This window comes from Streptomyces sp. 4N124 (assembly GCF_052245395.1).
Lineage (GTDB): Bacteria > Actinomycetota > Actinomycetes > Streptomycetales > Streptomycetaceae > Streptomyces.
Map to the genome: position 1 here is coordinate 1 of NZ_JBQQBS010000095.1, position 21369 is coordinate 21369.

Consider the following 21369-nt stretch of genomic DNA (forward strand, 5'->3'; position numbering starts at 1 on the left):
ACATCCTGCACTGGTCGACATGGCGCCGACGACGCCAACACCAAGCCCGTATCAGCCACTACAAACGACGCGGACACAGCCCCTGAAGACTGCCCAGCAATCAGAACAAGCACCGTTGCAGTACTAGCTGCTGGCCATGTCCTCGGCACGATTCTCACCGACGAAAGGGACGATGGAGCAGCCCTGGGCGACATAGACGACCTGCTCCAGCAGTTGGCCCAGCACGAGGGGGTGCTCGACGCTGCCGATCCGCAGCTGGTCCAGCATGTTCGGGACGCCGTCGCCTGCTGGGACAGCCGCCCCGCCACCCAGCTCATCGAACTCCTGCCCCTGCTTGACCAGCTGGCAGAGATTGCCGGGGCCTCCCTGCCACCCCTCCTGCCCCCCACCACGTGAGCCGGCTCCCGGCGGGTACTTGTGTAAGGGTGTGGCCCGACTCCAGGGGGCATGGACTCATCCTCTCGCGGTGAGGCCGCCCAGCACGTCGTTCGGGCTGCTTCACAGCAAGACGCCTAAGGCAGTAGCTGGTGCGGGCGCTCCGCGGCCAGGCTCACCGCGGTGGTGCACCTGCCCCAGGGACAGAGGTCGGTGAAGCGGCGGCCAATGACCACGATGTACGCCGACGCGTGCGCAGCCTACGCCTGCGCGTCATGGACCGCGTCTCGTCACAAGCCGAGTCAGCACCCTGGCTGTCGTTCGCTTTGGGTAGTCCTGCGTGTCTTCTGGTGAAAGAAGGCGTTGACCTTGCGGAGATCAACTGAGGAGAAACTATGCGTATCCGTGAAGTCTTCGCCGCCACGGCCCTTGCGGTCACCACGGTGCTCGGGGCAGCGGGGACGGCAACCGCCGACGACGAAGACCTGCTGGCAGTGCACCAGGAGAAGTTGGCCGAAGTGAACATCATCTGCAACCTCCCGATCGTCGTTGTGGATCCCAGCGACGGGCCTCATTGTGGAGATGAGGATGGAGATGAGGATGAGGGTGCCGCAGTGACAGTCCAGTAGGGCGTGATGAGCGGGCATGCATCTCTCATGGGAAGGCTGGCCGGTGGATCGGACGAGTCCTGGCCGGGCGTTGAGCGCTGATGCGATGTGGGTCGGGATCGAGTCTGATGTCGGCCGATCCGGTCCGTGAACGACGGGGGGCCGACCTCGGCCGGGCACTGAAGGCCATCGCCTGAAAGTGCCTCACCTGCCCGCCCTGGTCGGACCTGCCCGACGACCGGCGGTGTCAGCTAGGTGTGATGTCTCAGGACGTTGGTTCCACGAGGTCCTCGAACGCGAGCTGCTGCGGAGTGGTGTCGAGCGGCTCGGGCGGTTGATCGGAGGTGACGCGGTAGTCGCTGCCGGCGGTCCGACTGATGGGTGGCCGACCTCCGAGCGCGGAGTGTGGGCGCTCGTGGTTGTAGTAGTTGAGGAAGTCCGCGAGCGCGGCCCTGCGTTCCTGCTCAGAGGTGTAGTCGCGCACGTAGGCCCACTCACGGGCCAGAGTGCCGTTGAACCTCTCGACCTTCCCATTCGTCCGCGGCGTGTACGGCCTCGTGGGTTTGTGCCTCGTTCCCGTCACGACCAGAGCAGCGGCCCAGGCGCGGGAGCGGTTGCAGGAGCCGTTGTCGGTGAGGACACGGTGGATCGCTGTGATCTCGTGGGCGGCGAAGAACGCGACGGATCGATGCCAGAACGCGGCTGCGGTCACGGCCTGTTCGTCCTCCAGGGCCTCGGTGTAGGCGAGCCGGGAGTGATCGTCGATCGCCGTGTGTAGGTACGTGTAGCCGGTCTTGCCCGTCCCGGGACCAGTGCGCTTGGAGTCCCGTGCCGCGTCTGTCCCCTGACCGGGCATCCGCCAACCGCCGCCGAGGGGGATACGACCGAGCTTCTTGACGTCGACGTGGACCATGTCACCGACGCGCTCGTGCTCGTAGCGGACGACTTCGCGCAGCTGCTCGCCAGTGGGCGGATCGAGGTCGCGCAGGCGGCTGAGCCCTCGCCGGACGAGAATACGGTGGACGGTGGCACGAGACACGGTGATGCCGTGCAGCCGCCCCAGTTCGGCCGCGAGACGAGCGGGACCGTACTTGGTCTGCCGACGCAGCCCTTCCACCAGGTCGGCGATGTCCTCGCTTGTGCGGTTGGGACTGGCAGCCGGACGAGAGGAACGATCCGTGAGGCCGTCCTCGCCGTGAGCGCACCAGCGGGCGTACCACTTCGACAGGCAGCGACGGGAGATCCCGGCTTCCGCTGCGACGTGGGCGACCGGGCGCCCACCCTCAACACGCAGGCACAACCGGAGACGCCCTTCCGGGGTGAGGGGCGCGTTCGCGTGCGCAGCCATGGTCCACCGCATGCCGTGGCTCGATGTGCGACACGCGGGCCTCCGTTCGCCTAAAGGAGGATCGTCGGGCAACCCCCGGTCGGAAGTGCGCGGGTTCCCGGAATCCCGGGCGGGAGCGCAGGTTAACCGGCGCGCTTGTAGGTGGTTTTGCGCCTTTCGGGCACCGGGCTCCCTCCCGGCCGCGTAATGGACGGGCGGCGCGAAATCTCTCGGTGGAGGGAGCTCGTGTCGCCCGCCGGGCATACTGCCTGGTGGCCTGGGCTGACTCGGTAGGGGCGAGGTGTTGCACGTCGGGCCAGATTCCATACGCAGGCATGTCCAGTCGGTCGGTCAGTGGCCTCCGCCATTTCGGAGTCGTAGTCGGCTCTCCCCAGTCCTCGGTGACCCGGGTTGCCTTGCCGTCCTGGAGTTCCGCGATGGTGACGTTGCGGTACAACCGGCCGTCCCCGTAGTTGCAGGTCCACTCGACCACGACGGCGTCTTCACCGACCTGTAGACGACGGCCTACCTCCAGGGTCAGTTCCGGGAAGTTGCCTTCGACTTCGCCGATGAGCTTGCTGGCGCATGAACGCCTGCCAGGTCTCATACAGCGGCGGGTTGGTCTTGTAGTCCTCCAGCAGGTCGAGCTGGATGGTCCGTCGGCCGGGCTGGTCGAGGAAGGCGACGTCCACCGTCCAGTTGTCCGGGGAGATGAGGGCGGGGTCCTTGTGGCCGCCGAGGTAGATCGACTTGACGCCGTCGGTCTGCAGGAACGGCAGCAGAGCTGCCTCGGTCTCCGGGGTGCGTGCCTGCCAGGGCTTGAACCGGATGCCGTTCCATACCTCGGTGAAACCCTCCTCGTAGGCGTTGGAGTTCTGCACGACCTGCCACTGCAGCCACTCGGGGTGGCGTCCGATGATCCGGTTGCCGATCGGGCCACCGTAGTCCTGGTGGTAGAGGCCGAAGGCGGTGAAGCCGATCTGGGTCAGCCACTGCTCGACGACCTCGGAGAGGCGGTCGAAGTGGTGTACGTGAAGTCCTCGGGGGCCTCGGTGCAGCCGAAGCCGGGGTAGTCCGGCGAGACGACGTGGAAGCCACGGTCCCCGAGTGCCGGCAGGAGGTCGCGCCACTGGTGCGAGGAGGACGGGAAGCCGCCAGCAGGACCAGCTTCGGTGCGCCCGGTTCACCGGCTTCGCGGTAGAAGACCTGGACTCCGGCCACGTCGATGGTGTGGAAACGGACAGCGGTCATGGCAACTCACTCCTTGCGGTGCTGTGTGCTGATCTGGGTCGGGGCTTGGTCGTGGGGTTTCAGGCGAGGGGGATGTCGTGTCAGGGGCCGCGCTCGTCCTCGGGGCGGGGGCCGAAGTAACCGCGGTCGTTCTCGCTGATGGGGAGGTCATTGATGCTGGCCTCGCGGCGGCGCATCAGGCCGTTCTCGGCGAACTCCCACAGCTCGTTGCCGTAAGAGCGAAACCACTGGCCTTCGGCGTTGTGCCACTCGTACTGGAAGCGGACGGCCATGCGGTTGCCGCGGAAGCCCCACAGGCTCTTGCGCAGGACGTAATCGAGTTCGCGCTCCCACTTGGCGGTGAGGAACTCGATGATCTTGTCGCGGCCGGTGAGGACGACATCCCGGTTTCGCCAGGCAGAGTCCTCGGCGTAGGCGAGCGCCACCTGGTGCGGGTCGCGGGTGTTCCAGGCATCCTCGGCGGCCTGGACCTTGGCCAGAGCGCTGTCGAGGTCGAACGGCGGGAAAGGCGGGCGCGCTTCGGTCATGGCGGTGCAGTCCTTCACTGTGCGGAGGGCTGGTCGGTCAGCGGCGGGTTGTCCGGGGCTGCGGTGACGGCGTCGGCCTGCAGGGGAAGCAGGCGGCCGGCCACCAGGCGCTCTGGGGTGAAGTGGACGCGGCGGCCGGTGCGGTCGTCGTCCCCCGCGACGCCGGGGCGCGTCCATTCCAGGTCGGCCCGGCCCGACAGGTGCAGGGTGCGGCCGGTGACGAAGTCGCAGAAGAGCAGCGCGGCGGTGGGGTCGCCCTGGAGGTTGCCGAGGGTGTTGAACATGTTGTTGCCCCAGTAGTCGGGCCACCACAGTCGCCCGTCCTCGACACGGACGAAGCCGGCCGGACCGCCGCGGTGCGAGGCGTCGTTGCCGCGGGTGGGGTGGGTGGTGCCGATCAGGAGGGTGTCGGACCGGCGGATCAGGTCGATGTCGTCCTGCGCGAGGGTGCTCCCGTGCCTGACCGGCTCCTCGCCCAGGGGTGCGGGCGCGGGGTGGAGGTGCCGGTTCTGGATGTACTGGGGGCAGTTGCCGTACGCCTGCTCGACCTCGATGTGAAGTCCGTCGCTTCCTGCGTCGGACAGCATGCCGTTGATGCGCAGTCGTCTGCGGGTGGCGAACTCGACAACGATCAGCCCGACCGGCTGGTGTACCGGCAGGTGCTGAAGCGGGTCGCCCTCGACGGGCCGGGTTCGCACTTCGAGGACCGTCGGTGACGCGACGTGGAGGAACCCGGGCGGCCCTGCGAGGGGGGAGGCCCACAGGGTGCCGTCGGTGTCGCGTGCGGTGATCGCCGCGAAGGTCCTGTCGGACAGGAAGCGGGTGACACCGCCGCGCAGCTGGGCGGGGGCCAGCATGCCGGTGAGTCGGGCTGCGTCCCGGGCCACGCCGGCCCGCTGCTGTACGGCAAGCTCGCCTTCGTGGAAGCCCGCAGTCGTGTTGCGTACTGGGTGGCTCATCGTTCCTTCCTTCCACATGCGGGATGTGCGATGCCGGACGGCTGGGCGAGGGGGTGGCCGCCGGCCCGGCCCTCTGGTTGGGGACCGGGGACCGGGCCGGCGGGGCCGCAGGTGGGTGGTCAGGCCGCGATGCGCGGGGTGACCACGGGCCAGTCGTTGTCGACCTCGGCAAGGATGTTGAAGTAGTTGGTCAGGACGTTCAGCGCCAGGTGGCCGACGACCTCACCGATCTCGTCGTCGGTGGCGCCTGCGTCCCGCGCCGCCTGCAGGGCGGCGTCGTCGACCTGGCCGTGACCGCGGGCGATGGCATCCGACAGGGTCAGCAGGGCCTGAGTGTGCGGGTCGGACGCCTTGGCGTCCCGGGCCGCCTCCAGATCAGCGGCGTCGATCTTGGCGATGTTCGCGCCGATGTAGGTGTGGGCGGAGAGGCAGTACTCGCAGCCGTTGTACTCGGCGGTCGTCACCGCGAGGAGCTCGCGGACCGGGGCGGGCAGCACCCCGCCGGACAGTGCACCGTTCAGGGCCAGGTAGCCCTTGAGGAGGGCCGGGCTGTTGGCCATCACCTTGGTCATGTTCGGCGTCAGGCCGAGGGCCTTCTGCACGTCCGCAAGCAGGTCAGCGGCCTTGCCGGTCGCGGTGGCGGGCTCGACGGGGGCGAATCCAGTCATGACGGAGCACTCCTTCATCCATCCGGTTCTGACGCTTGACTGCGCCGATAACCGTTAGAAGAACGATGACACGCCCCCTGTGCCGTGTCAAACGGTTGGAGGCGGTTGTAACCGTTAGAGGTGCGGTAGTCTCGACGTCATGGACACGGACACGAACGCACCGCTACTGGGCGAGCCGCTCCCCATCGAGCTGATGAACACCATCTGGGCGGACCGGGACGGCGTACACGACGCGCTGCGCGATCCCGACGGCACCCGGGCCTGGCTGCACGCCGTCTCCTCCCGCATAGACCTGATGACGCCGGGCGATCTCGACGCGCTCACCACCTCCGACCTCGACAGCCTCGGCGGACGGCTGATCGGCCTGCGCGACGCTCTGCGCCGGCTGGCCGCCGAGGCCACCGAGGACCCGCGCCAGGCAGCCGCGTCCGACACCCGGGAACTGGAGGCGGCCATCACCGCGCTCAACCAGGCCGCCGGCGACACGCCCCACTGGTCGGCCCTGTCCTGGACACCCGGCCAGGAACCCTCACGCCACACCCGCACCAGCGGACAGACCGCCTCGGCCGCCGTCTCCGCCATCGCCGAGGACACCATCACCCTCTTCAGCCAGGACGCCCGCAACCAGCTGCGCGCCTGCCTCGCGCCGGGATGCGTCCTGTACTTCCTCAAGAACCACCCCCGCAGGGAGTGGTGCTCCGCAGGCTGCGGCAACCGCGCCCGCTCAGCCCGCCACTACCAGCGCCACCGCCACACAACCGCCTGACCACCGGGCGACAGGCACACGGCCCGCCCCGGCCAGGACCAGCAATGGCTGCGCCCTTCCACTTCGGACACGGGAGTCCACATGAGGCGTCAGAGCACCACCGCCTACCGGCACTTGGCCGCCGACCCAGTCCTGGACGGCCTCATCGCCAGCTTCGGTCGACCTGACCCGTTCGACTGGGCCGAGCGCGACTTCCCCTCCTCGACCAACTTCGAAGCCATGGCCCTGCACATCGTCGGCCAGCAGATCTCCATCGCAGCCGCGTTGACCATCTTCGCCCGCGTCACCGCCGCCGTAGGCGGTGCCGTCACCCCCGAAAGCCTCCTCGCCCTCGCCGACAACGACTTGCGGGCCTGCGGGCTCTCCCGCGCCAAGGCGGCCTACCTTCACGACCTCGCCCAACGTCAGGTGGACGGCGCTATTGACCTTGAACACATGGATGACGTCGACGACGCCACCGCCCTCACGGGCCTGACCGCCGTCCACGGTGTGGGCCTGTGGTCGGCCCAGATGTTCCTCATTCACCAACTGGAACGCCCAGACATCCTGCCCGCCGGCGATGTCGGAATCCGCCGGGCAATCCAAAACGCCTGGCACCTCACCAACATCCCGAGCGTCGAGGAGACACGCCGCCGCGCGACGGCTTGGGCCCCCTATCGCACGTGCGCCGCTGCCCTGCTGTGGGCCTCCCTCCGCAACCACACAGCCCTCCACCCCACCGTGAGGCCCTGAGGAGTCTGTGCTCGCTCCTTCGACAGCGTTCGAGCGTCACGAAGCACGACCGGTCTCCCATCGGCTCGTCAGTGAGGCAACTTGGTAGTGCGTCCGGGGTGGGCGGCGGCGACGTACCGCATGGCGGTCTGCTCGGTGAGCCGAACAGTCGCATCGGTCTGAGTGGATCCATGATCTCGGACGCTTCGTTGGGAATGCGGTCTTGTCTCAACTACGCCCCCCGAGACCACCTCCAGATCCGCATCGTCTCAGATCTCCATCTGACAAAGACCGGGATCCGATACCAACCTCATGAGATGGCACAGCTAGGGCCCGTTGCGAAAGTTGATCTTGGCCGGCTCTGCTCCGGCTGCAGTCGCCCCGAGCGCTTCGGCTCGTTGTCAGTGGCTCGGTCTAGGGTGCCGATCATGACTCCTCATGCTGAAAAGAGCCTGTTCTCGGGGCTCGGCCGTCTCGTTGTCCTTGTTGACGACCTCGATGCGGCCCTGGCCTTCTACCGCGGCGTTCTCGGTTTCTGTGTCCTGCACGACCAGACGGCAGATGGTTATCGCTACTTGCATATCGGAGTGCCCGGCCAGGAGGCGGTCGGCCTCTGGCTGATGACCGCCACCAGCGACCGGGAACGCGAGCTGATCGGCAGGCAGTGCGGCGGTCAGCCTCTGCTCGTCCTGTACACCGCTGACCTGGATGCGGTCCGCGAACACCTGCGCGGGCACGGGGTGCGGGTATGGAACGAACGGGAAGACGCCGACAGCCGGTCGCTGCACCTGGCCGACCTGTACGGGAACGTGATCATCGTGGCGCAGGTGCGCGAGCCGGCAGTGTGATGCTGCCGGTCACAGCCATTCGTTGATGACGGCGATCAGGACTGTCGCCTCGTAGCGGGCGGCCAGCTTGATGCCCCTCGGGACACGCCCACCGTTTCGGTGGCAGCAGGGGGCCGCCCGATAGATCTTGCCGTTCGTCGTCGAAGTACCAGGCGGGGGCGATCACCGTGCCGATGCTGCCGGCGAAGTCCCCTCCGATTCCCTGTACTTCGGTGCCGGCGGCCAGGGGACGGTGCAGCTCCTCTTCCAGAGCGTGCAGACCGCGTCCACGGCAAGCTGATGGCAGACCACGACGGCCGGTTCCGCGGAACCGCGGGCGAGACCGCGCGTCATTCCGTCCCACCGCTCCTTCGAAAGGGGCTGGTGGGGGTCGGCGGGCCAGGTACGGGTCAGCCACAGCCAGGTCGCGATCACCGGATCGCTGCTGTCGTCCACCGTGGCGGGATCCGTATCCGTCGACAGGGCCAGGTCCTCGCCGACCAGAGAGGCGGCAAGTTGCCGGACACCGCCGTCCAGGCGCGACAGATGCCACAGCAGCGACCCGAGCGTCACCGCCTCCACGCCGCCGGCATTCTGGCGGCCCAGCGCAGCAAGGGAGATGGCCAGCACGTCGCGGGTGCCGGTGTACTCCCAGTTGTTGTCGGTGACGGCCAAGGTGGCGGACGCCAGCTGCTGTGCCCTGGTGACCGCACACGTCCACTGCCCTGTCATGCCGCGCATTCCTCAGCCGACGAGTTCACGCTGTCTGTCTGCCGCATGCTCCCACGCGGCCCGATCAGCGGATGCGCCGCCGTGTCCGTATCCCGTCAGGGCTAGTACGGCTCGGTGCACACGCAGAGTACGGGCGGCATGTGGATGACTGGCCGCTGCGTGCCCGCGTTCGAAGCTGCTGGTGCCCGGTAGACCGTGACCCGCGCTGACTGACATGTGCCGACTGTGTATGGGGCGGGTCACTCGGAGGTCGGGTCCTCACGGTGCCGGGTGGGCCGGTCGGGCCAGCGGGTGTGGTCAAGGTCGTGCACCCGCACTCGGAAGAGCTGACCGCCCTCGACCAGGTTCACGTGGAAGGGGCGCACCGGCACGACCGGGGTCACGGCGGGACGGTCCCGGTGCTGTTGCAGCACAGTCTCCAGCCAGCCAGCCAGCGAGCTCGCCCACGTAGTCGTCCAGATTTGCGCTCCGAGGCGGCAGCGCCGTCTGCGGACGTCCGCTCGGCGGGTTGGCCTCGCGGTACGACCACTGCAGCCAGCAATAGAGCAGAGCGGGAAACAGCTCCACCGGGGGCGAGGGAGTATCGCTGGTCATGGTGAGCAGCATGCCCCGGTCGTCGACTAGCGACGCGAGGGTCGAGCGAAGTCCGACCCGGCACGTGCTCTCGTCAATCAGAGCGCCAGCCGCACGCGCATAGGGCAGCTGCGCCATGATTCGATCCACGACGAGTTCGGGCGCCTCACGGGCGCCCACCCAGGCGGCGACCGCTGGTGACGTCGACGCCCCCCGCGGGAGCATCCCGGCGCCGTGCCCACTGTCGCTCGGGCGGGGCGCCAAGGTGGTCAGGAAGCGGGTCAGCAGTGTCGGATCCGGTTGCAGAAGCGGCTGGGGATCGTGCCGGCTCAAGCGGACAGTCAGCTCCGGGCCGCAGTCGTCCACAACGTGCGCGTCGATGCGGGCGTATCCCGTCCACAGTCGGTCGCTGCGGGCTGCGTCTTGCATCCAACGTCCCTCTGCCTGCCGGTGCTTGAGTCACCGTACGGCATACCCGCCCGCGCCTTGTCCATGTCGTCGGCGCTGGCCGCACTGCCGTTCCCGAACCCGGGCACCGGCCACGCCGCGATCGCGGGAACGTGTTCCCGACAGGCCGTTGTAGGCCCGCATTAGGAATGTCCCGTTCCGTTGTTGGCGAGCTGGGCCTTTCCAGCCATCTCATTCAAAGGACACGGCACTTCTATCTCACGATCTTGTCCCTTTGCCGGCTGTCCAGCAGCAGAGAGAGCGAGGGGGTCTGGTGCATGAGGGAGCGGTTCGCGCGGGTGCACACGACCTCGCCGAGCCAGGTGGCTGCGACGGTCTTGGCTGCCTGTTGGTCGACCTCGAAGTGGTGTCAGCACCGCGCCAACATCACCAACAGAGTCTGCCGTTGAGCTCGGCGTTGGTTCCGGGCGCTTGGGCTGGGATGACCTGCAGTGTTTTGGCGCCAAACCATGCCGCACCGGATGGACGGCAAGATGGAGGAGGGTGGCAGCGGGGAGCCGCTCGGCTCGTCCCCTGCTGTGTGCACCTCTGCGCCCCCTCCGTTCCTCGCACCCCCTGCGTCCCTGCGATTAAACGGTCCTGTCGACGGTAGGAATGACGGTGCTTGGGGGAGGGCCACCGGCAGCGGAGGGAAGGTCTTCGGCAGTGCGCGTGAGACTGCGGGAGCGGTTGCGGTACTGGTTCGACGGGACGATGGACCGGGGGACGCAGGCGTTGATCGGCTGGCTGGGCCTGGCCTCCGTCGTGTTGATCGTCCTGGTGACGTCTCTGGTGGTTGCGTTCACCGACGAGGACACCCAGAAGAACGGCGGCTGGCTGGGCGTGGCCTGGATGAGCCTGTTGCGTGCGCTCGATCCCGGCACGATGGGCGGGGATACCGGAGGTCCGCTGTTCCTCGGCCTCATGCTGGCCGCGACCGTCGGCGGGATCTTCATCGTCAGCGCACTCATCAGTGTGCTGACCGCCGGCCTGGAAACCCGGATCCACGAACTGCGACGGGGCAAGTCCCGGCTGATCGAGCGCGGGCACACCGTCGTGCTCGGGTGGTCGGAACAAGTCTTCACGGTGATCGCGGAGTTGGTCGAAGCCAACCAGAGTGAGCGGCGTTCCTGTGTCGTGATCCTCACCGAGCGCGACAAGGTCGAGATGGAGGACGAGATCCGCAGAAGGATCCCGGACACCGGACACACGCGGGTGATCTGCCGCTGCGGCAGCCCACTTCAGCGGGCGGATCTGGAACTGGTGAGCCTGGATGCGGCCAAGTCCATCATGGTGCTGCCGCCCGTCGCGGACGACGGGGACACCGATGTCATCAAGACCCTGCTGCTCCTGAACAACCGGCCCTGGAGCGGCCCGCGCCCGAACATCGTTGCGGCCGTGCGCAGGTCACCCAATCTGGCGGCGGCCCGCCTCGCCGCCGGCAAGGACGCCCTGGTGATCGACGTCGACGACATCGCCGTGCGCCTCATCGTGCAGTCGCACCGGCAGACGGGCCTGTCCACCGTCTTCAACGAAATGCTCAGCTTCGTCGGCAACGAGCTGTATCCCTACCCCGTAACCGGGCTGACCGGCACCACATACGGGGAGGCGCTCAACAGATTCGACCTCGGCATCCCGGTCGGACTGCGCAGGAAGGACGGTGAGTCGCTGGTCAACCCGCCGATGAACACCGTCATTGCCCGCGATGACGAGGTGCTCGTCCTGGCCGAGGACGACCTGCTCATCCGCCTGGCGGCCGCCCGGCCCGCGATCGTCGCCTCGGCGATCACCGCCGCCCCCGGCAGGCCCCCGACACCCGACCGCACGCTCATGATCGGCTGGAACTCCCGCTCGGCAAAGATCATCACGCTGCTGGACTGCCTGGTCGAGCCCGGATCGCTGATCGACATCGCGGCCACTCACCGCCCCGAGCACGACCCCCAGGGGCACGTGGAGAACCTCACAGTCGGCTACAAACCCTGCGAACGCACCCTCCGGCCGTCGCTGGAGTCCCTGGGACTGGACGGATACCGCAACATCATCGTCCTGACGGATGAGGGTATTGACCCCGAATCGGCCGATGCCCACACCTTGGTGACGCTGCTTCACCTCCGCGACATCGCCATCCGGTACGGCAGCCCGTACTCGATCGTCACCGAGATGAACAACGACGCCAACCGCGAGATCGCCCAGGTCACCAAGGCGGACGACTTCATCGTCAGCACCAAGATAATCAGTCTGCTGCTGACCCAGCTCGTCGAGGACCGCCACCTCCACGCCGTGTTCACCGATCTCTTCGATCCTGCGGGATCGGAGATCTACCTCAAGCCGGCCACCAATTACCTCTTCCCGGAAGCGCCGGCGAACTTCGCCACGGTCATCGAGGCGGCCCGGCAACAGGGAGAGACAGCCATCGGCTACCGGATCGCGCGGCACAGCAACGAACCTCCGACCTACGGCATCTTCCTCAATCCGGCCAAGACTGCGCCGCTGTCCCTGAGCGAGGACGATGCCATCGTGGTACTCGCCGAGAACGGCCGCCCGGCCGTCAGCATGCCCGCGGCCCGAGACCGACACGACACCGCCGGTTCCGAGGCGGTACCGCCGCTCAGTCCCGGCCCCGGTCCGTCTGCACCGGGTCCTTCTTGAACGCCCAGGGCAACTTGGGCGCCATCGCGGCGGACAGCGCTACCCGGCTTTGATCCAGCGCACGGATCAGGGATTCGACGCCGCTCCTAAGCCCGGGGACCAGGGGTACGTCTCATTGCGCTGCCCCTCATTTCGAATAAAAGCCATCATCAGCGCGAAAAGGTCCACCGGAGCCATGAACCTGTGGGTCCGGATTCGGACTGCCCTTTTCCGGATTGGTCTCCTGGGCTTCCTTGGCCCGTCTCATCCGGGGCCTCCGGGTTTCGTCTCATGGCCTTGTCCTGCGAGTGTGCCTCCTCGCTCCGCAGACTGCCGCTACCGTCATCGTCTGCGAAGAACGCGCCCCGTCTCCGGCGTCGAGGCTCTCTCCGTAAGGCCCACCGCATGGTTGCGCGGAACCTGGTCGTCGCCGGGGTCCTCCTTACCGTCCTGGTGGCCCGGGACCTGGTCGCTGCCCTCCCGCCGCTGCTCCGCTTCGCCGGCCACGAGAGCTCCGCCGTCATTGTCGGCCTCGACGCACTGCGCTTCGCGGGCGACCTGCCATAGGGCGCCGGTGTCGAGAAAGCGTTTGCCGTGATTCGGCGCCGGCAGGTGGCGTGGTCCGGCAGCATATGTCTACGTGTGGACGGTCGGCGGGACTGGACCTTGGGGAGTGCGGGTGCTGGACGGCCGGTCGACGGCGGGAGATCAGGGGTGGGCGCCTGTCACGCGTGCACCGGGCCGGATTCTTGTGGCCGTACCGGGCGGAGACGGGTCTGTTGTTGTGCCGCGTGTGGTCATCGCGGAGTCCTGGGACCGGGGGCTGCGCACGGGCGTGGATCCTGACGGGGACTGTCGTGTGCCGCTCCTTTCGCGAGGCGAGCTGGAGCGGCGGCGGCGTGCCTCACCGCTGGCCGGGATGCTTCCGCTGCTGTGCGCAGGGGTGGTGCCGTGTGCGGACGCAGCTCGGCAGGTTCTGGTCGTGGCGGACGCTGACGGCAGGCTGCTGTGGCGTGCGGGCGGTCGGGGGTGCTGCGGATGGCCGACGCGCACGGTCTGGTGCCGGGCGCCTCGCCGTCCGCCTGCACCGGGTGACGTGTGTCGGCGCGCCGGTGCGCGATCCGAGGGACGGGAGTCTGCTGGGGGCGGTGGACCTCAGCGGCCCTCTCGTGAGCGCGCATCCCGCGCTGTTCGGCCTGGTCGCCTTGGTGGCCCGTCAGGTGGAGGCCGAGCTGCGGTTGCGGCACGCGGAGTCGCTGGAGCGGCTGCGCGCGGTGGCGGCGCCCCTGCTGTGCCGGATCGCGGGCCCCGCTGTGGTGGTCGACCGCGACGGCTGGGTCGCCGCCGCGAACCGACCGGTGGACGAGGCTCGGGTAGCGCGGGGCGTGACGTTCGGCGCGGGCGGTGAGGTGTGGCTGCCCGCGCTGGGACTGTGCACGGCCGAGCCGCTGCCGGGCGACTGGCTGCTGCGGGTAAGCGATGCCGCGGCGCGAGCGGACCGTGAGACAGTGCCGGCCGCGTTCTGTTGGATCTCACCCGGCCGCGCGCGGGGATGCTCACCGTCAGCGTCTGCGCCGGGGAGTGGCAGACCCAACTCACTCTGCGCCACACGGAGTTGCTGTTCGCCCTGGCCTCGCACCCGCAGGGCCGTACGGCGGCCGAACTCGCCGAGGACCTGTTCGCCGAGCGGCACCGGGCAGGCGCGGTCCGAGCCGAGTTCGTACGGCTGCGCGCCGGCCTATCGGGGCTGCTGGCCAGCCGGCCCTACCGGTTCCGTGACGGGGTGAGTGTCCGCACCCTTGGTCCCGCCGACCCCTGTGACCTGCTGCCGGACTCCGTGGCGCCCATCGTGCGCAGAGCTCGATCCGGCGCGGGAGCGGTCGATCAGTGACAGCTGGCCGTGGCTTCGCACACCCGGGTGAGCGTCAGTCCTGCGGACGGGCCCGCAGTTGCCTGGATGCCGGAACCGCGTCACGTGCGTGCACCGTGGCGTGGTCACACGAAATCCCCACCAGAGACCGGAAGTTCCGCGCAGACACCGTGGCCAAAAAGCACGGTGCCGTGGAGCGGTCCGAAGCCGGTGGATACGGCGGATGGGGCGGGTGGAACGCAGCCGTCGTACCCACTCGCCCCCTGGGCAGGGCGTCGGGCGCCGGCGATTTCCGGCACGGTGTGGACGTCATGGGCGGCCTGGGCGGTGTGCCCGGTGATGTGCCGCATGCCCTCGATGCGTGCTGCGGGCATCGGCCGCTTCGCACCGGGTGCCGTGGGTTGGCCCGGGGCGGAAGCGGGGCGGGGTTGGACGCGCCTGCTGAGGTTGGCCGTTGGACGCGTCTGGCCGGTGCACCGCCGACGGGTCATATGCGGTCGGCGACGATCAGGAGGTAGTGGAAGCTGCCTTCCTTGTAGGCGGTGAGGAAGGGGTCCTCGATGTCGGTGGCCACCGAGGACTTCGCGCGCAGCTCCCAGTACGGGATCGTGTCCGCGGTCAGGTCGACGACCTGGATGGGGACAAGGTTGTTGGCGGCGAGGGCTTTGAAGTACTCGCTGCGGGGGTGGATGTTGCAGGTGTAGTGCTCGTCGATTTTGCTGACGGCCTTGGAGCGCAGGCCGGTGACGTCGTTGGAGCAGCCGGTGATGCAGACGTAGCGGCCGCCGTACTCCAGCAGGCGGGAGAACTCGGCGAAGAGTTCGAACAGATCGACGTACATGGTGGTCTCGTTGGTCCAGATCGCGCGGCGGGATCCGGTGTCGAGAAGGGTGTCGAGCATGTTGCGGACGTGGAAACGGACTCTGTCGGCCACGCCGCGCCCGGCGGCCTGATCGTTGGCGAAGGCGACCTGCTGCTCGGAGATGCTGACGCCGTCGACGTGGCAGCCGAAGCGGGCATTCGCCATGATGCTGGTACCGCCGCGGCCGGAGCCGGCGTCGAGCAGTCGGTCGGCGCGGGAGATGTCGCCGAGGTGGTCGAGGAGGACGTCGGCCTGGGCGGTCTCCAGAGCTGAACGTCGGTCCCGGACTGGATGATCGACCAGATGGACAGCGTGCAACACGAGTTGCCCCAGGTGCGGATGGCTCGGTCGTGGTGACGCTGGTGGGATGCGGGAGGCACCTGTTCGTGATCGTCGTGGCGGAGTCCGAGGCCCATGTGCTGCCGTCGTGCCCAGACTGCGACGCGCCACTGCGACCGTGGGCTACGCCCGCGAGCGCGCGATCCGGCTGCTCGGGGGGGCGTTCGGCGGCTGCGGCCACGGCGAGCCCGCTGCCGCTCCTGCCACACCACGCACGTGTTGCTGCCGCCGTACTGCCTGCTCAGGCGAGCGGACAGCGTCCACGTCATCGCCACGGCGCTCCTGGACCACATCGCCGGGCGCGGCCACCGCCGCATCGCCGAGCGGCTGCGTCGGCCTGCGGCGACCGTCCGCGGCTGGCTCCGCCGTGCGAGCGCGCGAGCCGCGTTCTGGCGCCGCTACGGCGTGATCCACGCCTGTCACCTCGCCCCGGACGCGGGCCCCTTCCCGCCGCGGGCCACAGAGTTGGCCGAGGCCCTCGACGCCCTGGGCGAGGCCGCCCGCGTCGGCCAGGAGCAGCACGCCGCATGGGCGGCCACCGATCCGTGGGGCGCCGTCTCGCTGGTCACCGGCGGCCGGCTCCTCACGCCCGCGTGAACCGCCCGCGACAGCATGCACATGCAGCCGACACTGTGATGACGACGCATCACCCCGCCGAGCGAACGGAAACCACCTCTACGTCCCCACGGTATACGTCGTCCCCATGCTCATCCTGAGCGTCGGGCAACACCTGACGCGGTCGGAAGAGGCCATCGGCACATGTCTACTCACCCGCATGGACAGGCTGGGAGTTAGACCCTGCAGTCGGCGTGCCTGACGACCTTCAGGGACAGGGGCGCCGATCGAGGCGGGCTGGATCCCCAACCACCACCACGCTGCCGAACGTCGACCGGCCGGCTTGCCGAACACGGTTCCGCCACTTCGGCTCGATGGCCCATCTGAAGGCAGCGCCGCTCGATCGGGACGATTCCCCTCTCACCGATGCTCATCAACGCACAGGAACTGCCTGTGATCCAACTGCTCCGAGTCACCGCGTCCCGGCGATCGGTGAGCTGCCTCCGGAGGAGCCGAGCCGTTCAGCAGCCGACCCAAGGGGCTCCAAGTCGAGGAGGTCCAAGTGGTCGGCCGCCTTGGCGCATGCCGCGGCTTCGACCAGACCGCGGCTGCGGCAGTCGCCTGCATGAATTACCGTTGCCCGGCCTGACAGCATCTCGGTCAGCGCCTGAGGCAAGGACGATTGAGCGCCGCCTGCACGGCCGAGAGCCCTTCGCCCTGTTCAGCGTCCGCATTCAGCCACGGTGGTCGTCGGTGCCTGGCTGGGCCTTGTTGTCCCGGGTCTGGATTACTGCGGCGGCGCGGTGCAGTTCGGCGAGAACCGTGCGGACGGCATTGCGTGCGATGCGTTCGGGACGGTGCAGTACGTCGATGTGGCGGTGGGTGTGTACACCGCTGAGCGGTTTGAGGACGACTCCGGGGTGGGGACGCGCGGTCCAACGCGGCATGAGTGCCAGGCCGCCGCCGGCTGCCACGACCTCGGCGACAACGGAGAATTCGTTGACGCGGTGGACGATGTCGGGCCGGCGGTTCGCGGCAGTCGCGATGGCCTCGATGGTGGCCAGCAGCGGGAACCCGTCGTGCACGGTGATCCAGGGCTGATCGGCCACGTCCTGCGGGGACAGTCGTCGCCGTGCGGCCAACGGGTGGTCGATGGGTACCGCGATGTCGAGCGGTTCGCGCAGGAGCGTGGTGGCGGTCACGGTGCGCGGCCATGCCGGAGCGTGGTCGAGCCGGTGGGCGAGCACGAGGTCGTAGTCGCGGGTGAGGCGGGGGAAGTGGTTCTGGGCTACGTCCTCGTCGGCGAGCGCCAGGCGGGGGTGGCCCGGGCCGGTGGGGCCGCGCAGCAGAAGAGGGAAGAATGTGGCCGCTGCGCTGTGGAAGGCGGCCACCGAGACGACGCCGTCGGGCTGTTCGACGTAGTCGGTGACGGCGTTGCGTGCTCGTGCCAGGGCGGTCTCCACCTCGATCGCGGCGTCGGCGAGTGCCTGCCCGGCCTCGGTGAGTACCACCCGGCGTCCCGCGCGTTCGGTGAGCGGCACGGGGATCGAGCGTTGCAGCAGCCGCAGTTGCTGCGAGACCGCCGAGGGCGTCACCAGCAGGGCCTCGGCGACCGCGGTGACGCTGCCGAGTTCTCTCAGTTCCCGCAGGATCCGCAGTTGTCGTGCATCCACCTCAATAGTGTAGGGCTGCTACAGCGTAGTTTCAGAGGTTGGCACTGGGCTTCAGTTTCCTGGTCGGGCAGCGTGTGGCGCATGCGTGATGCCCGCCGTACCGACCTGATACTTCTCCTCGTTGCGATCGTCTGGGGTTCCAGCTACCTGTCGGCGAAGACGGCCACCGCCGCTCTGCCGGTCCTCGTGGTGCTGTTCGCCCGGTATGCCATCTCGGCGATCGCCTGCCTCGCTCTGGTCGCCTCCCGTGGGGCGTCCCGCCGCTGGACCCGCCCCGAACTCCGCGTGGGGGCGCTGCTGGGCGTCACGCAGGCCGCGGTCCTGGCGCTGGAGACCTACGGTGTGGCACACACCAGCGCCGCCAACGCGGGCCTGATCATCAGCCTGACCATCGTGCTGACGCCGCTGCTGGACCGCACGCGTGGCAGCAGCAGGCTGCCCCTGACGTTCTTCGCGGCTGCCGGTCTGTGCGTCCTGGCCGTGGGGTTCCTTCTGTCCGGCACCGGACTGCACACCGTGCGGACCGGCGACCTGCTGATGCTCGCCGCCGCAGCGGTACGAGCCGGACACGTCGCGCTCGTCGGACGGCTCTCCGTGGGCCGCACCCTGCGCCCGCTGCACCTCACGGCCGTCCAGACCCTCGTCGGCTCCGCACTCTTTCTGGCACCCGCCGCGTCCAACCTGGGGACGCTGGCGCATAGCGATGCCATGACCTGGGCTCAGCTCGCCTATCTGGCCCTGTTCTGCAGCCTCTTCGCCTTCCTGGCGCAGACATGGGCGGTGCAGCGGACGTCAGCCAGCCGGGCCAGCCTCCTGCTGGGCACCGAACCGGTCTGGGCGGTCGCGGTGGGGATCGGCCTCGGCGGCGAAAGGCTCACCGCCCTGTCTGCCCTCGGTGCGTCGCTCATGGTCGCCGGAACCTATTGGGGTCAGGCCATCGAGCGTGCCCACCGCACCGGCCCGGAGCGGGACACCGCAGTCCTCATGACTGCCGACCCACCCCACGACGCCCACCACAGCGGCGCCGCGGCAGAGCCCGTCCATTCACAGAATGGACCACCCGTTGCGCCCCCGGTGCACACGAGGACGAGGACGTGACCACGGTCTCCGCCCGCCAGACAGAGCCGCCGAGGAAGACCCGACCGTGGTAACGTATCAGCTGTTACGCAACGACTGTTATGTAAAAAAGGGGAGGCGGATGCCGAGACAGGTGGACCACGAAGAGCGGCGAGAGGCGATCTCCCAAGCTGTATGGCATGTCGTCTCGGACAGCGGACTGGAGGGCCTGACCCTGCGCGCGGTCGCCGCCGCAGTCGGCTGCACCACGGGAATGGTCACGCACTACTTCGCCGACAAGAAAGCGCTCCTGGCCCATGCCCGCACCGAGATGCACCGTCGGATGGCGGCACGCATCGACACCCTTCCCGCCGGCGAGAACGCCCGCGACACGCTGTACGCCGTGGCCGAGCAGGCCCTGCCCCTGGACGCCGAGCGGCATCTGGAGGCCGCCGTCTGGTCCCAGTTCCTCCTCAGCACCCGAAACGACCCCGCACTGCTCGCCGAGCACATCCGCAGTCACGCCTCCTGGATCAGCCGCCTGACTGGTCTGGTGCAGGCCGCCTGCCTCGACCGCACGGAACCAGCCGACCTCCAAATCCGGGTGCGCAGCCTCGTCGCCTGTCTGGACGGGCTCGCCCTGAACGCCGTGACCGACCCGGACGCCTATCCGCCCGACCTCCAGCGGCGCGTCCTGGAAACCCAGCTCGACCTGATCCTCGAACGGAACGGAAGCCTGTGACCTCGCCCGACCCCATCATCACCGCCGTGACGGCCGACGACCCGAGGATCGAGCAGCTGGTACGCGACCTCGACGCCGACCTCACGGCGCGTTACCCGGACGAGCCGTGCACCGGCGGCGCCCACATCAGCCCCGGGATCCGCTTCCTGCTCGCCGAAGCCGACGGCCGGCCGGTCGGCTGCTGCGCCGTGCAGCCCTTCCCGTTCCCGGACAGCGCCGCCGAACTGAAGCGCATGTACGTCACTCCGGAGGCGCGTGGCCGGGGCATAGCCGCTCACCTCCTGGCCGAGGCCGAGCGCACCGCCACCGCCCTCGGCCACACCGAGATGCGCCTGGAGACGGCCGTACACCAGCCCGAGGCCATCGCGCTGTACACCCGCGCCGGCTACACCCTCATCCCCAACTACCCGCCCTACCAGCACAAGACGCTCAGCCGCTGCTACGCCAAGCCGCTGCCGCTGCCCGAAGCGGGGCCGGAGGACCGGGAGGAGATCACGGCCTTCCTCGCGGGCCAGGGACTCTCGCCCCAGGACGTCCTGGCGACCGGCACTCGTTACTGGCTCACCAGGGATGCCACGGGGCCAGCCACGACCGTGGGCCTGGAGCGGCAGGGTCACTGCGTGCTGCTGCGCAGCGTCGCGGTCCGCCCCGATCTTCGGAGGTGCGGAGCCACGCGGCGGCTGGTGCAGCGCATTCTCACGGAAGCGGCCGCACAGGGCGGGCATACGGCGTACTTGTTCTCCACGGGCGCCGGACCGGTGTGGGAACGGCTGGGCTTTCGGCCGGTGCCGGTCGCCGAGGCCGCCGAAGCCCTGTCCGATGCGCCACAGGTCCGTCAGTACCGGGCGACCGGAACTCTGGCCGACGAAGCCGCATGGCGCCATGACCTCGTCGATGTCACGACGGGCAACCTGCCGCCCACGAGTGCTGACCATTCCGCCGCCGATGCCCCGCACACCGCTGCGGCCACTGGTAGATGAGACAGGCCGCTTCCGCGCTGCCGCGCCCTTTCTGGTGGTTGTGGGCGAGCATTCTGATCGGCCGCCTCGGCTCCTTCGTCGACCCTTTCCTGGTCCTGTATCTGACGGCGGAACGCGGCTACTCGGCGAGCTTCGCCGGACTCCAGCTCGCCGGCGTGCTCGCTCCTGTGGTGCTGTTCGCCGCCGACCCCGACCTGATCCGCCACGGCGTCGCCGTCCCGAACTGGGAAGCGGTACGAAGCATGCTGGGGCGGATCGGCAAGACGGAGACGGGCATGCAGGGCAGCACCAGCGCGATCCTGGGAACCGGCTACACCCTGGCCGGGGCCGCACGGCTCGCGCGCGCTCACCCGCTGGCCGCCGGAATGGTGGTGGCTGCCGCCGGCGCCTTCGCGTACCGCAACCGCACCCGGTTCACCAGCGACAGCCGCGCGACGCTCGCCCGGCTCGGCACGGAGGCCCTCAAGATCCTGGGCGAACCGTTCGTTCAGCACGAGGTGCACGGGCGCGACTGGACGCAGACGGCACGCGGAACCGACGGAGAGGACGTGCTCTCCCAGGTCGCCCGGCTGCTGGCCCGTGCGCCCGAGCCGATGACCCGCACCGACATCCTCGCCGCCCTTCCCGCCTCGGTGAATCAGCCGCACCGTCGGCAGATGGACGGACTGGGACGGCTCCTGCACCGCTTCCCCGCCTTCCACCAGACCGAGCCCGGCAGATGGCAGATCGGCAGGACCAACGCGCAGATCACGGCAGCGCCTTGGGACTAAGGCCTGTCCCGCAATTGATCTTCGACTCGAGTTGGACGCCGGTCCCCCTGGCGCGGCTTGCTCGCCTATCCGGCGAGGGCGAGGTTATGCAGGCGGGCAATGCCGAGCATGGCGTGGTGAACA

Annotated in this window: 21 protein-coding genes and 2 pseudogenes; 12 read left to right on the top strand and 11 right to left on the bottom strand. The window is 68.8% G+C overall.

The window, feature by feature from the left end:
• Window positions 1–123 precede the first annotated feature (123 nt).
• Together ACTWQO_RS46020 and ACTWQO_RS46025 are read right to left on the bottom strand one after the other, a co-directional pair.
• Window positions 124–267, bottom strand: a complete 144-nt coding sequence (locus ACTWQO_RS46020; protein WP_443243372.1) for a hypothetical protein — start codon at window positions 265–267, stop codon at window positions 124–126.
• Window positions 268–515: 248 nt separating this feature from the next.
• Window positions 516–635, bottom strand: a pseudogene (locus ACTWQO_RS46025) (serine/threonine-protein phosphatase); the annotation flags it as partial.
• A 135-nt stretch (window positions 636–770) separates the two neighbouring features.
• Between ACTWQO_RS46025 and ACTWQO_RS46030 the strand changes: the two are divergent.
• Entirely contained in the window at window positions 771–1004 is a 234-nt protein-coding gene (locus ACTWQO_RS46030) for a hypothetical protein (protein ID WP_443243373.1), read from the top strand.
• A 349-nt stretch (window positions 1005–1353) separates the two neighbouring features.
• Here ACTWQO_RS46030 and ACTWQO_RS46035 read toward each other — a convergent pair.
• From ACTWQO_RS46035 to ACTWQO_RS46055, 5 genes and pseudogenes are all read right to left on the bottom strand, one after another.
• Window positions 1354–2331, bottom strand: a pseudogene (locus tag ACTWQO_RS46035) (IS481 family transposase); the annotation flags it as partial.
• A gap of 964 nt (window positions 2332–3295) precedes the next feature.
• Entirely contained in the window at window positions 3296–3427 is a 132-nt protein-coding gene (locus ACTWQO_RS46040; RefSeq protein WP_443243392.1) for a hypothetical protein, read from the bottom strand.
• A gap of 214 nt (window positions 3428–3641) precedes the next feature.
• A complete protein-coding gene (locus tag ACTWQO_RS46045) occupies window positions 3642–4088 on the bottom strand; it encodes a DUF1348 family protein (RefSeq protein ID WP_443243374.1) in 447 nt (148 codons plus the stop codon).
• A gap of 14 nt (window positions 4089–4102) precedes the next feature.
• A complete protein-coding gene (locus ACTWQO_RS46050; protein ID WP_443243375.1) occupies window positions 4103–5047 on the bottom strand; it encodes a pyridoxamine 5'-phosphate oxidase family protein in 945 nt (314 codons plus the stop codon).
• Window positions 5048–5166: 119 nt separating this feature from the next.
• Window positions 5167–5715 carry a carboxymuconolactone decarboxylase family protein gene (locus ACTWQO_RS46055; RefSeq protein ID WP_443243376.1) on the bottom strand — a complete coding sequence of 183 codons (549 nt, stop codon included), beginning with the start codon at window positions 5713–5715 and terminating at the stop codon, window positions 5167–5169.
• A 139-nt stretch (window positions 5716–5854) separates the two neighbouring features.
• Between ACTWQO_RS46055 and ACTWQO_RS46060 the strand changes: the two genes are divergently transcribed.
• The 3 genes from ACTWQO_RS46060 to ACTWQO_RS46070 all read left to right on the top strand — a co-directional run bounded on the left by ACTWQO_RS46060 (window position 5855) and on the right by ACTWQO_RS46070 (window position 8040).
• Window positions 5855–6481, top strand: coding sequence for a CGNR zinc finger domain-containing protein (locus tag ACTWQO_RS46060; RefSeq protein ID WP_443243377.1), 627 nt, complete (start codon window positions 5855–5857; stop codon window positions 6479–6481).
• An 81-nt stretch (window positions 6482–6562) separates the two neighbouring features.
• Window positions 6563–7213 carry a DNA-3-methyladenine glycosylase family protein gene (locus tag ACTWQO_RS46065; RefSeq protein WP_443243378.1) on the top strand — a complete coding sequence of 217 codons (651 nt, stop codon included), beginning with the start codon at window positions 6563–6565 and terminating at the stop codon, window positions 7211–7213.
• Between the two features lie 407 nt (window positions 7214–7620).
• Window positions 7621–8040 carry a VOC family protein gene (locus ACTWQO_RS46070; RefSeq protein ID WP_443243379.1) on the top strand — a complete coding sequence of 140 codons (420 nt, stop codon included), beginning with the start codon at window positions 7621–7623 and terminating at the stop codon, window positions 8038–8040.
• Between the two features lie 162 nt (window positions 8041–8202).
• On the opposite strand, the gene ACTWQO_RS46075 is transcribed toward ACTWQO_RS46070, so the two are convergent.
• Window positions 8203–8751, bottom strand: a complete 549-nt coding sequence (locus ACTWQO_RS46075; protein WP_443243380.1) for a hypothetical protein — start codon at window positions 8749–8751, stop codon at window positions 8203–8205.
• 239 nt (window positions 8752–8990) lie between these two features.
• Window positions 8991–9134 carry a hypothetical protein gene (locus tag ACTWQO_RS46080; protein WP_443243381.1) on the bottom strand — a complete coding sequence of 48 codons (144 nt, stop codon included), beginning with the start codon at window positions 9132–9134 and terminating at the stop codon, window positions 8991–8993.
• Between the two features lie 1303 nt (window positions 9135–10437).
• On the opposite strand from ACTWQO_RS46080, the gene ACTWQO_RS46085 reads away from it, so the two are divergent.
• From ACTWQO_RS46085 to ACTWQO_RS46095, 3 genes are all read left to right on the top strand, one after another.
• Window positions 10438–12420 (top strand): CASTOR/POLLUX-related putative ion channel, encoded by a 1983-nt coding sequence (locus ACTWQO_RS46085; RefSeq protein ID WP_443243382.1) that lies wholly within the window; start codon window positions 10438–10440, stop codon window positions 12418–12420.
• 384 nt (window positions 12421–12804) lie between these two features.
• Entirely contained in the window at window positions 12805–12966 is a 162-nt protein-coding gene (locus ACTWQO_RS46090) for a hypothetical protein (protein WP_443243383.1), read from the top strand.
• 958 nt (window positions 12967–13924) lie between these two features.
• Window positions 13925–14290, top strand: coding sequence for a hypothetical protein (locus ACTWQO_RS46095; protein ID WP_443243384.1), 366 nt, complete (start codon window positions 13925–13927; stop codon window positions 14288–14290).
• 466 nt (window positions 14291–14756) lie between these two features.
• On the opposite strand, the gene ACTWQO_RS46100 is transcribed toward ACTWQO_RS46095, so the two are convergent.
• Window positions 14757–15452 carry a geranyl diphosphate 2-C-methyltransferase gene (locus ACTWQO_RS46100; protein ID WP_443243385.1) on the bottom strand — a complete coding sequence of 232 codons (696 nt, stop codon included), beginning with the start codon at window positions 15450–15452 and terminating at the stop codon, window positions 14757–14759.
• A 234-nt stretch (window positions 15453–15686) separates the two neighbouring features.
• Here ACTWQO_RS46100 and ACTWQO_RS46105 point away from each other — a divergent pair, with 234 nt between their 5' ends.
• Window positions 15687–16067 carry a hypothetical protein gene (locus tag ACTWQO_RS46105; protein WP_443243386.1) on the top strand — a complete coding sequence of 127 codons (381 nt, stop codon included), beginning with the start codon at window positions 15687–15689 and terminating at the stop codon, window positions 16065–16067.
• Window positions 16068–16759: 692 nt separating this feature from the next.
• Here the strand turns inward: ACTWQO_RS46105 and ACTWQO_RS46110 are convergent.
• On the bottom strand, window positions 16760–17698 hold the full coding sequence (locus ACTWQO_RS46110; protein WP_443243387.1) for a LysR family transcriptional regulator: 939 nt from the start codon (window positions 17696–17698) through the stop codon (window positions 16760–16762).
• An 81-nt stretch (window positions 17699–17779) separates the two neighbouring features.
• Between ACTWQO_RS46110 and ACTWQO_RS46115 the strand changes: the two genes are divergently transcribed.
• The 4 genes from ACTWQO_RS46115 (at window position 17780) to ACTWQO_RS46130 (ending at window position 21246) form a co-directional block, all read left to right on the top strand.
• Window positions 17780–18796, top strand: coding sequence for a DMT family transporter (locus tag ACTWQO_RS46115; protein ID WP_443243388.1), 1017 nt, complete (start codon window positions 17780–17782; stop codon window positions 18794–18796).
• Window positions 18797–18896: 100 nt separating this feature from the next.
• Window positions 18897–19496 (top strand): TetR/AcrR family transcriptional regulator, encoded by a 600-nt coding sequence (locus tag ACTWQO_RS46120; protein ID WP_443243389.1) that lies wholly within the window; start codon window positions 18897–18899, stop codon window positions 19494–19496.
• Window positions 19493–20476, top strand: coding sequence for a GNAT family N-acetyltransferase (locus ACTWQO_RS46125; protein ID WP_443243390.1), 984 nt, complete (start codon window positions 19493–19495; stop codon window positions 20474–20476). Before ACTWQO_RS46120 ends, ACTWQO_RS46125 begins: the two co-directional genes overlap by 4 nt.
• Window positions 20473–21246 (top strand): hypothetical protein, encoded by a 774-nt coding sequence (locus ACTWQO_RS46130; RefSeq protein WP_443243391.1) that lies wholly within the window; start codon window positions 20473–20475, stop codon window positions 21244–21246. The genes ACTWQO_RS46125 and ACTWQO_RS46130 overlap by 4 nt, the downstream gene beginning before the upstream one ends.
• The last annotated feature ends 123 nt before the right edge of the window (window positions 21247–21369 follow it).

Excerpts from the sequence above, each read along its gene's own strand:
- ACTWQO_RS46020 (WP_443243372.1), bottom strand. The coding sequence starts at position 267 with ATGCTGGACCAGCTGCGGATCGGCAGCGTCGAGCACCCCCTCGTGCTG.
- ACTWQO_RS46030 (WP_443243373.1), top strand. The coding sequence starts at position 771 with ATGCGTATCCGTGAAGTCTTCGCCGCCACGGCCCTTGCGGTCACCACG.
- ACTWQO_RS46045 (WP_443243374.1), bottom strand. The coding sequence starts at position 4,088 with ATGACCGAAGCGCGCCCGCCTTTCCCGCCGTTCGACCTCGACAGCGCT.
- ACTWQO_RS46050 (WP_443243375.1), bottom strand. The coding sequence starts at position 5,047 with ATGAGCCACCCAGTACGCAACACGACTGCGGGCTTCCACGAAGGCGAG.
- ACTWQO_RS46055 (WP_443243376.1), bottom strand. The coding sequence starts at position 5,715 with ATGACTGGATTCGCCCCCGTCGAGCCCGCCACCGCGACCGGCAAGGCC.
- ACTWQO_RS46060 (WP_443243377.1), top strand. The coding sequence starts at position 5,855 with ATGGACACGGACACGAACGCACCGCTACTGGGCGAGCCGCTCCCCATC.
- ACTWQO_RS46065 (WP_443243378.1), top strand. The coding sequence starts at position 6,563 with ATGAGGCGTCAGAGCACCACCGCCTACCGGCACTTGGCCGCCGACCCA.
- ACTWQO_RS46070 (WP_443243379.1), top strand. The coding sequence starts at position 7,621 with ATGACTCCTCATGCTGAAAAGAGCCTGTTCTCGGGGCTCGGCCGTCTC.
- ACTWQO_RS46075 (WP_443243380.1), bottom strand. The coding sequence starts at position 8,751 with ATGACAGGGCAGTGGACGTGTGCGGTCACCAGGGCACAGCAGCTGGCG.
- ACTWQO_RS46090 (WP_443243383.1), top strand. The coding sequence starts at position 12,805 with ATGGTTGCGCGGAACCTGGTCGTCGCCGGGGTCCTCCTTACCGTCCTG.
- ACTWQO_RS46115 (WP_443243388.1), top strand. The coding sequence starts at position 17,780 with ATGCGTGATGCCCGCCGTACCGACCTGATACTTCTCCTCGTTGCGATC.
- ACTWQO_RS46120 (WP_443243389.1), top strand. The coding sequence starts at position 18,897 with ATGCCGAGACAGGTGGACCACGAAGAGCGGCGAGAGGCGATCTCCCAA.
- ACTWQO_RS46130 (WP_443243391.1), top strand. The coding sequence starts at position 20,473 with ATGAGACAGGCCGCTTCCGCGCTGCCGCGCCCTTTCTGGTGGTTGTGG.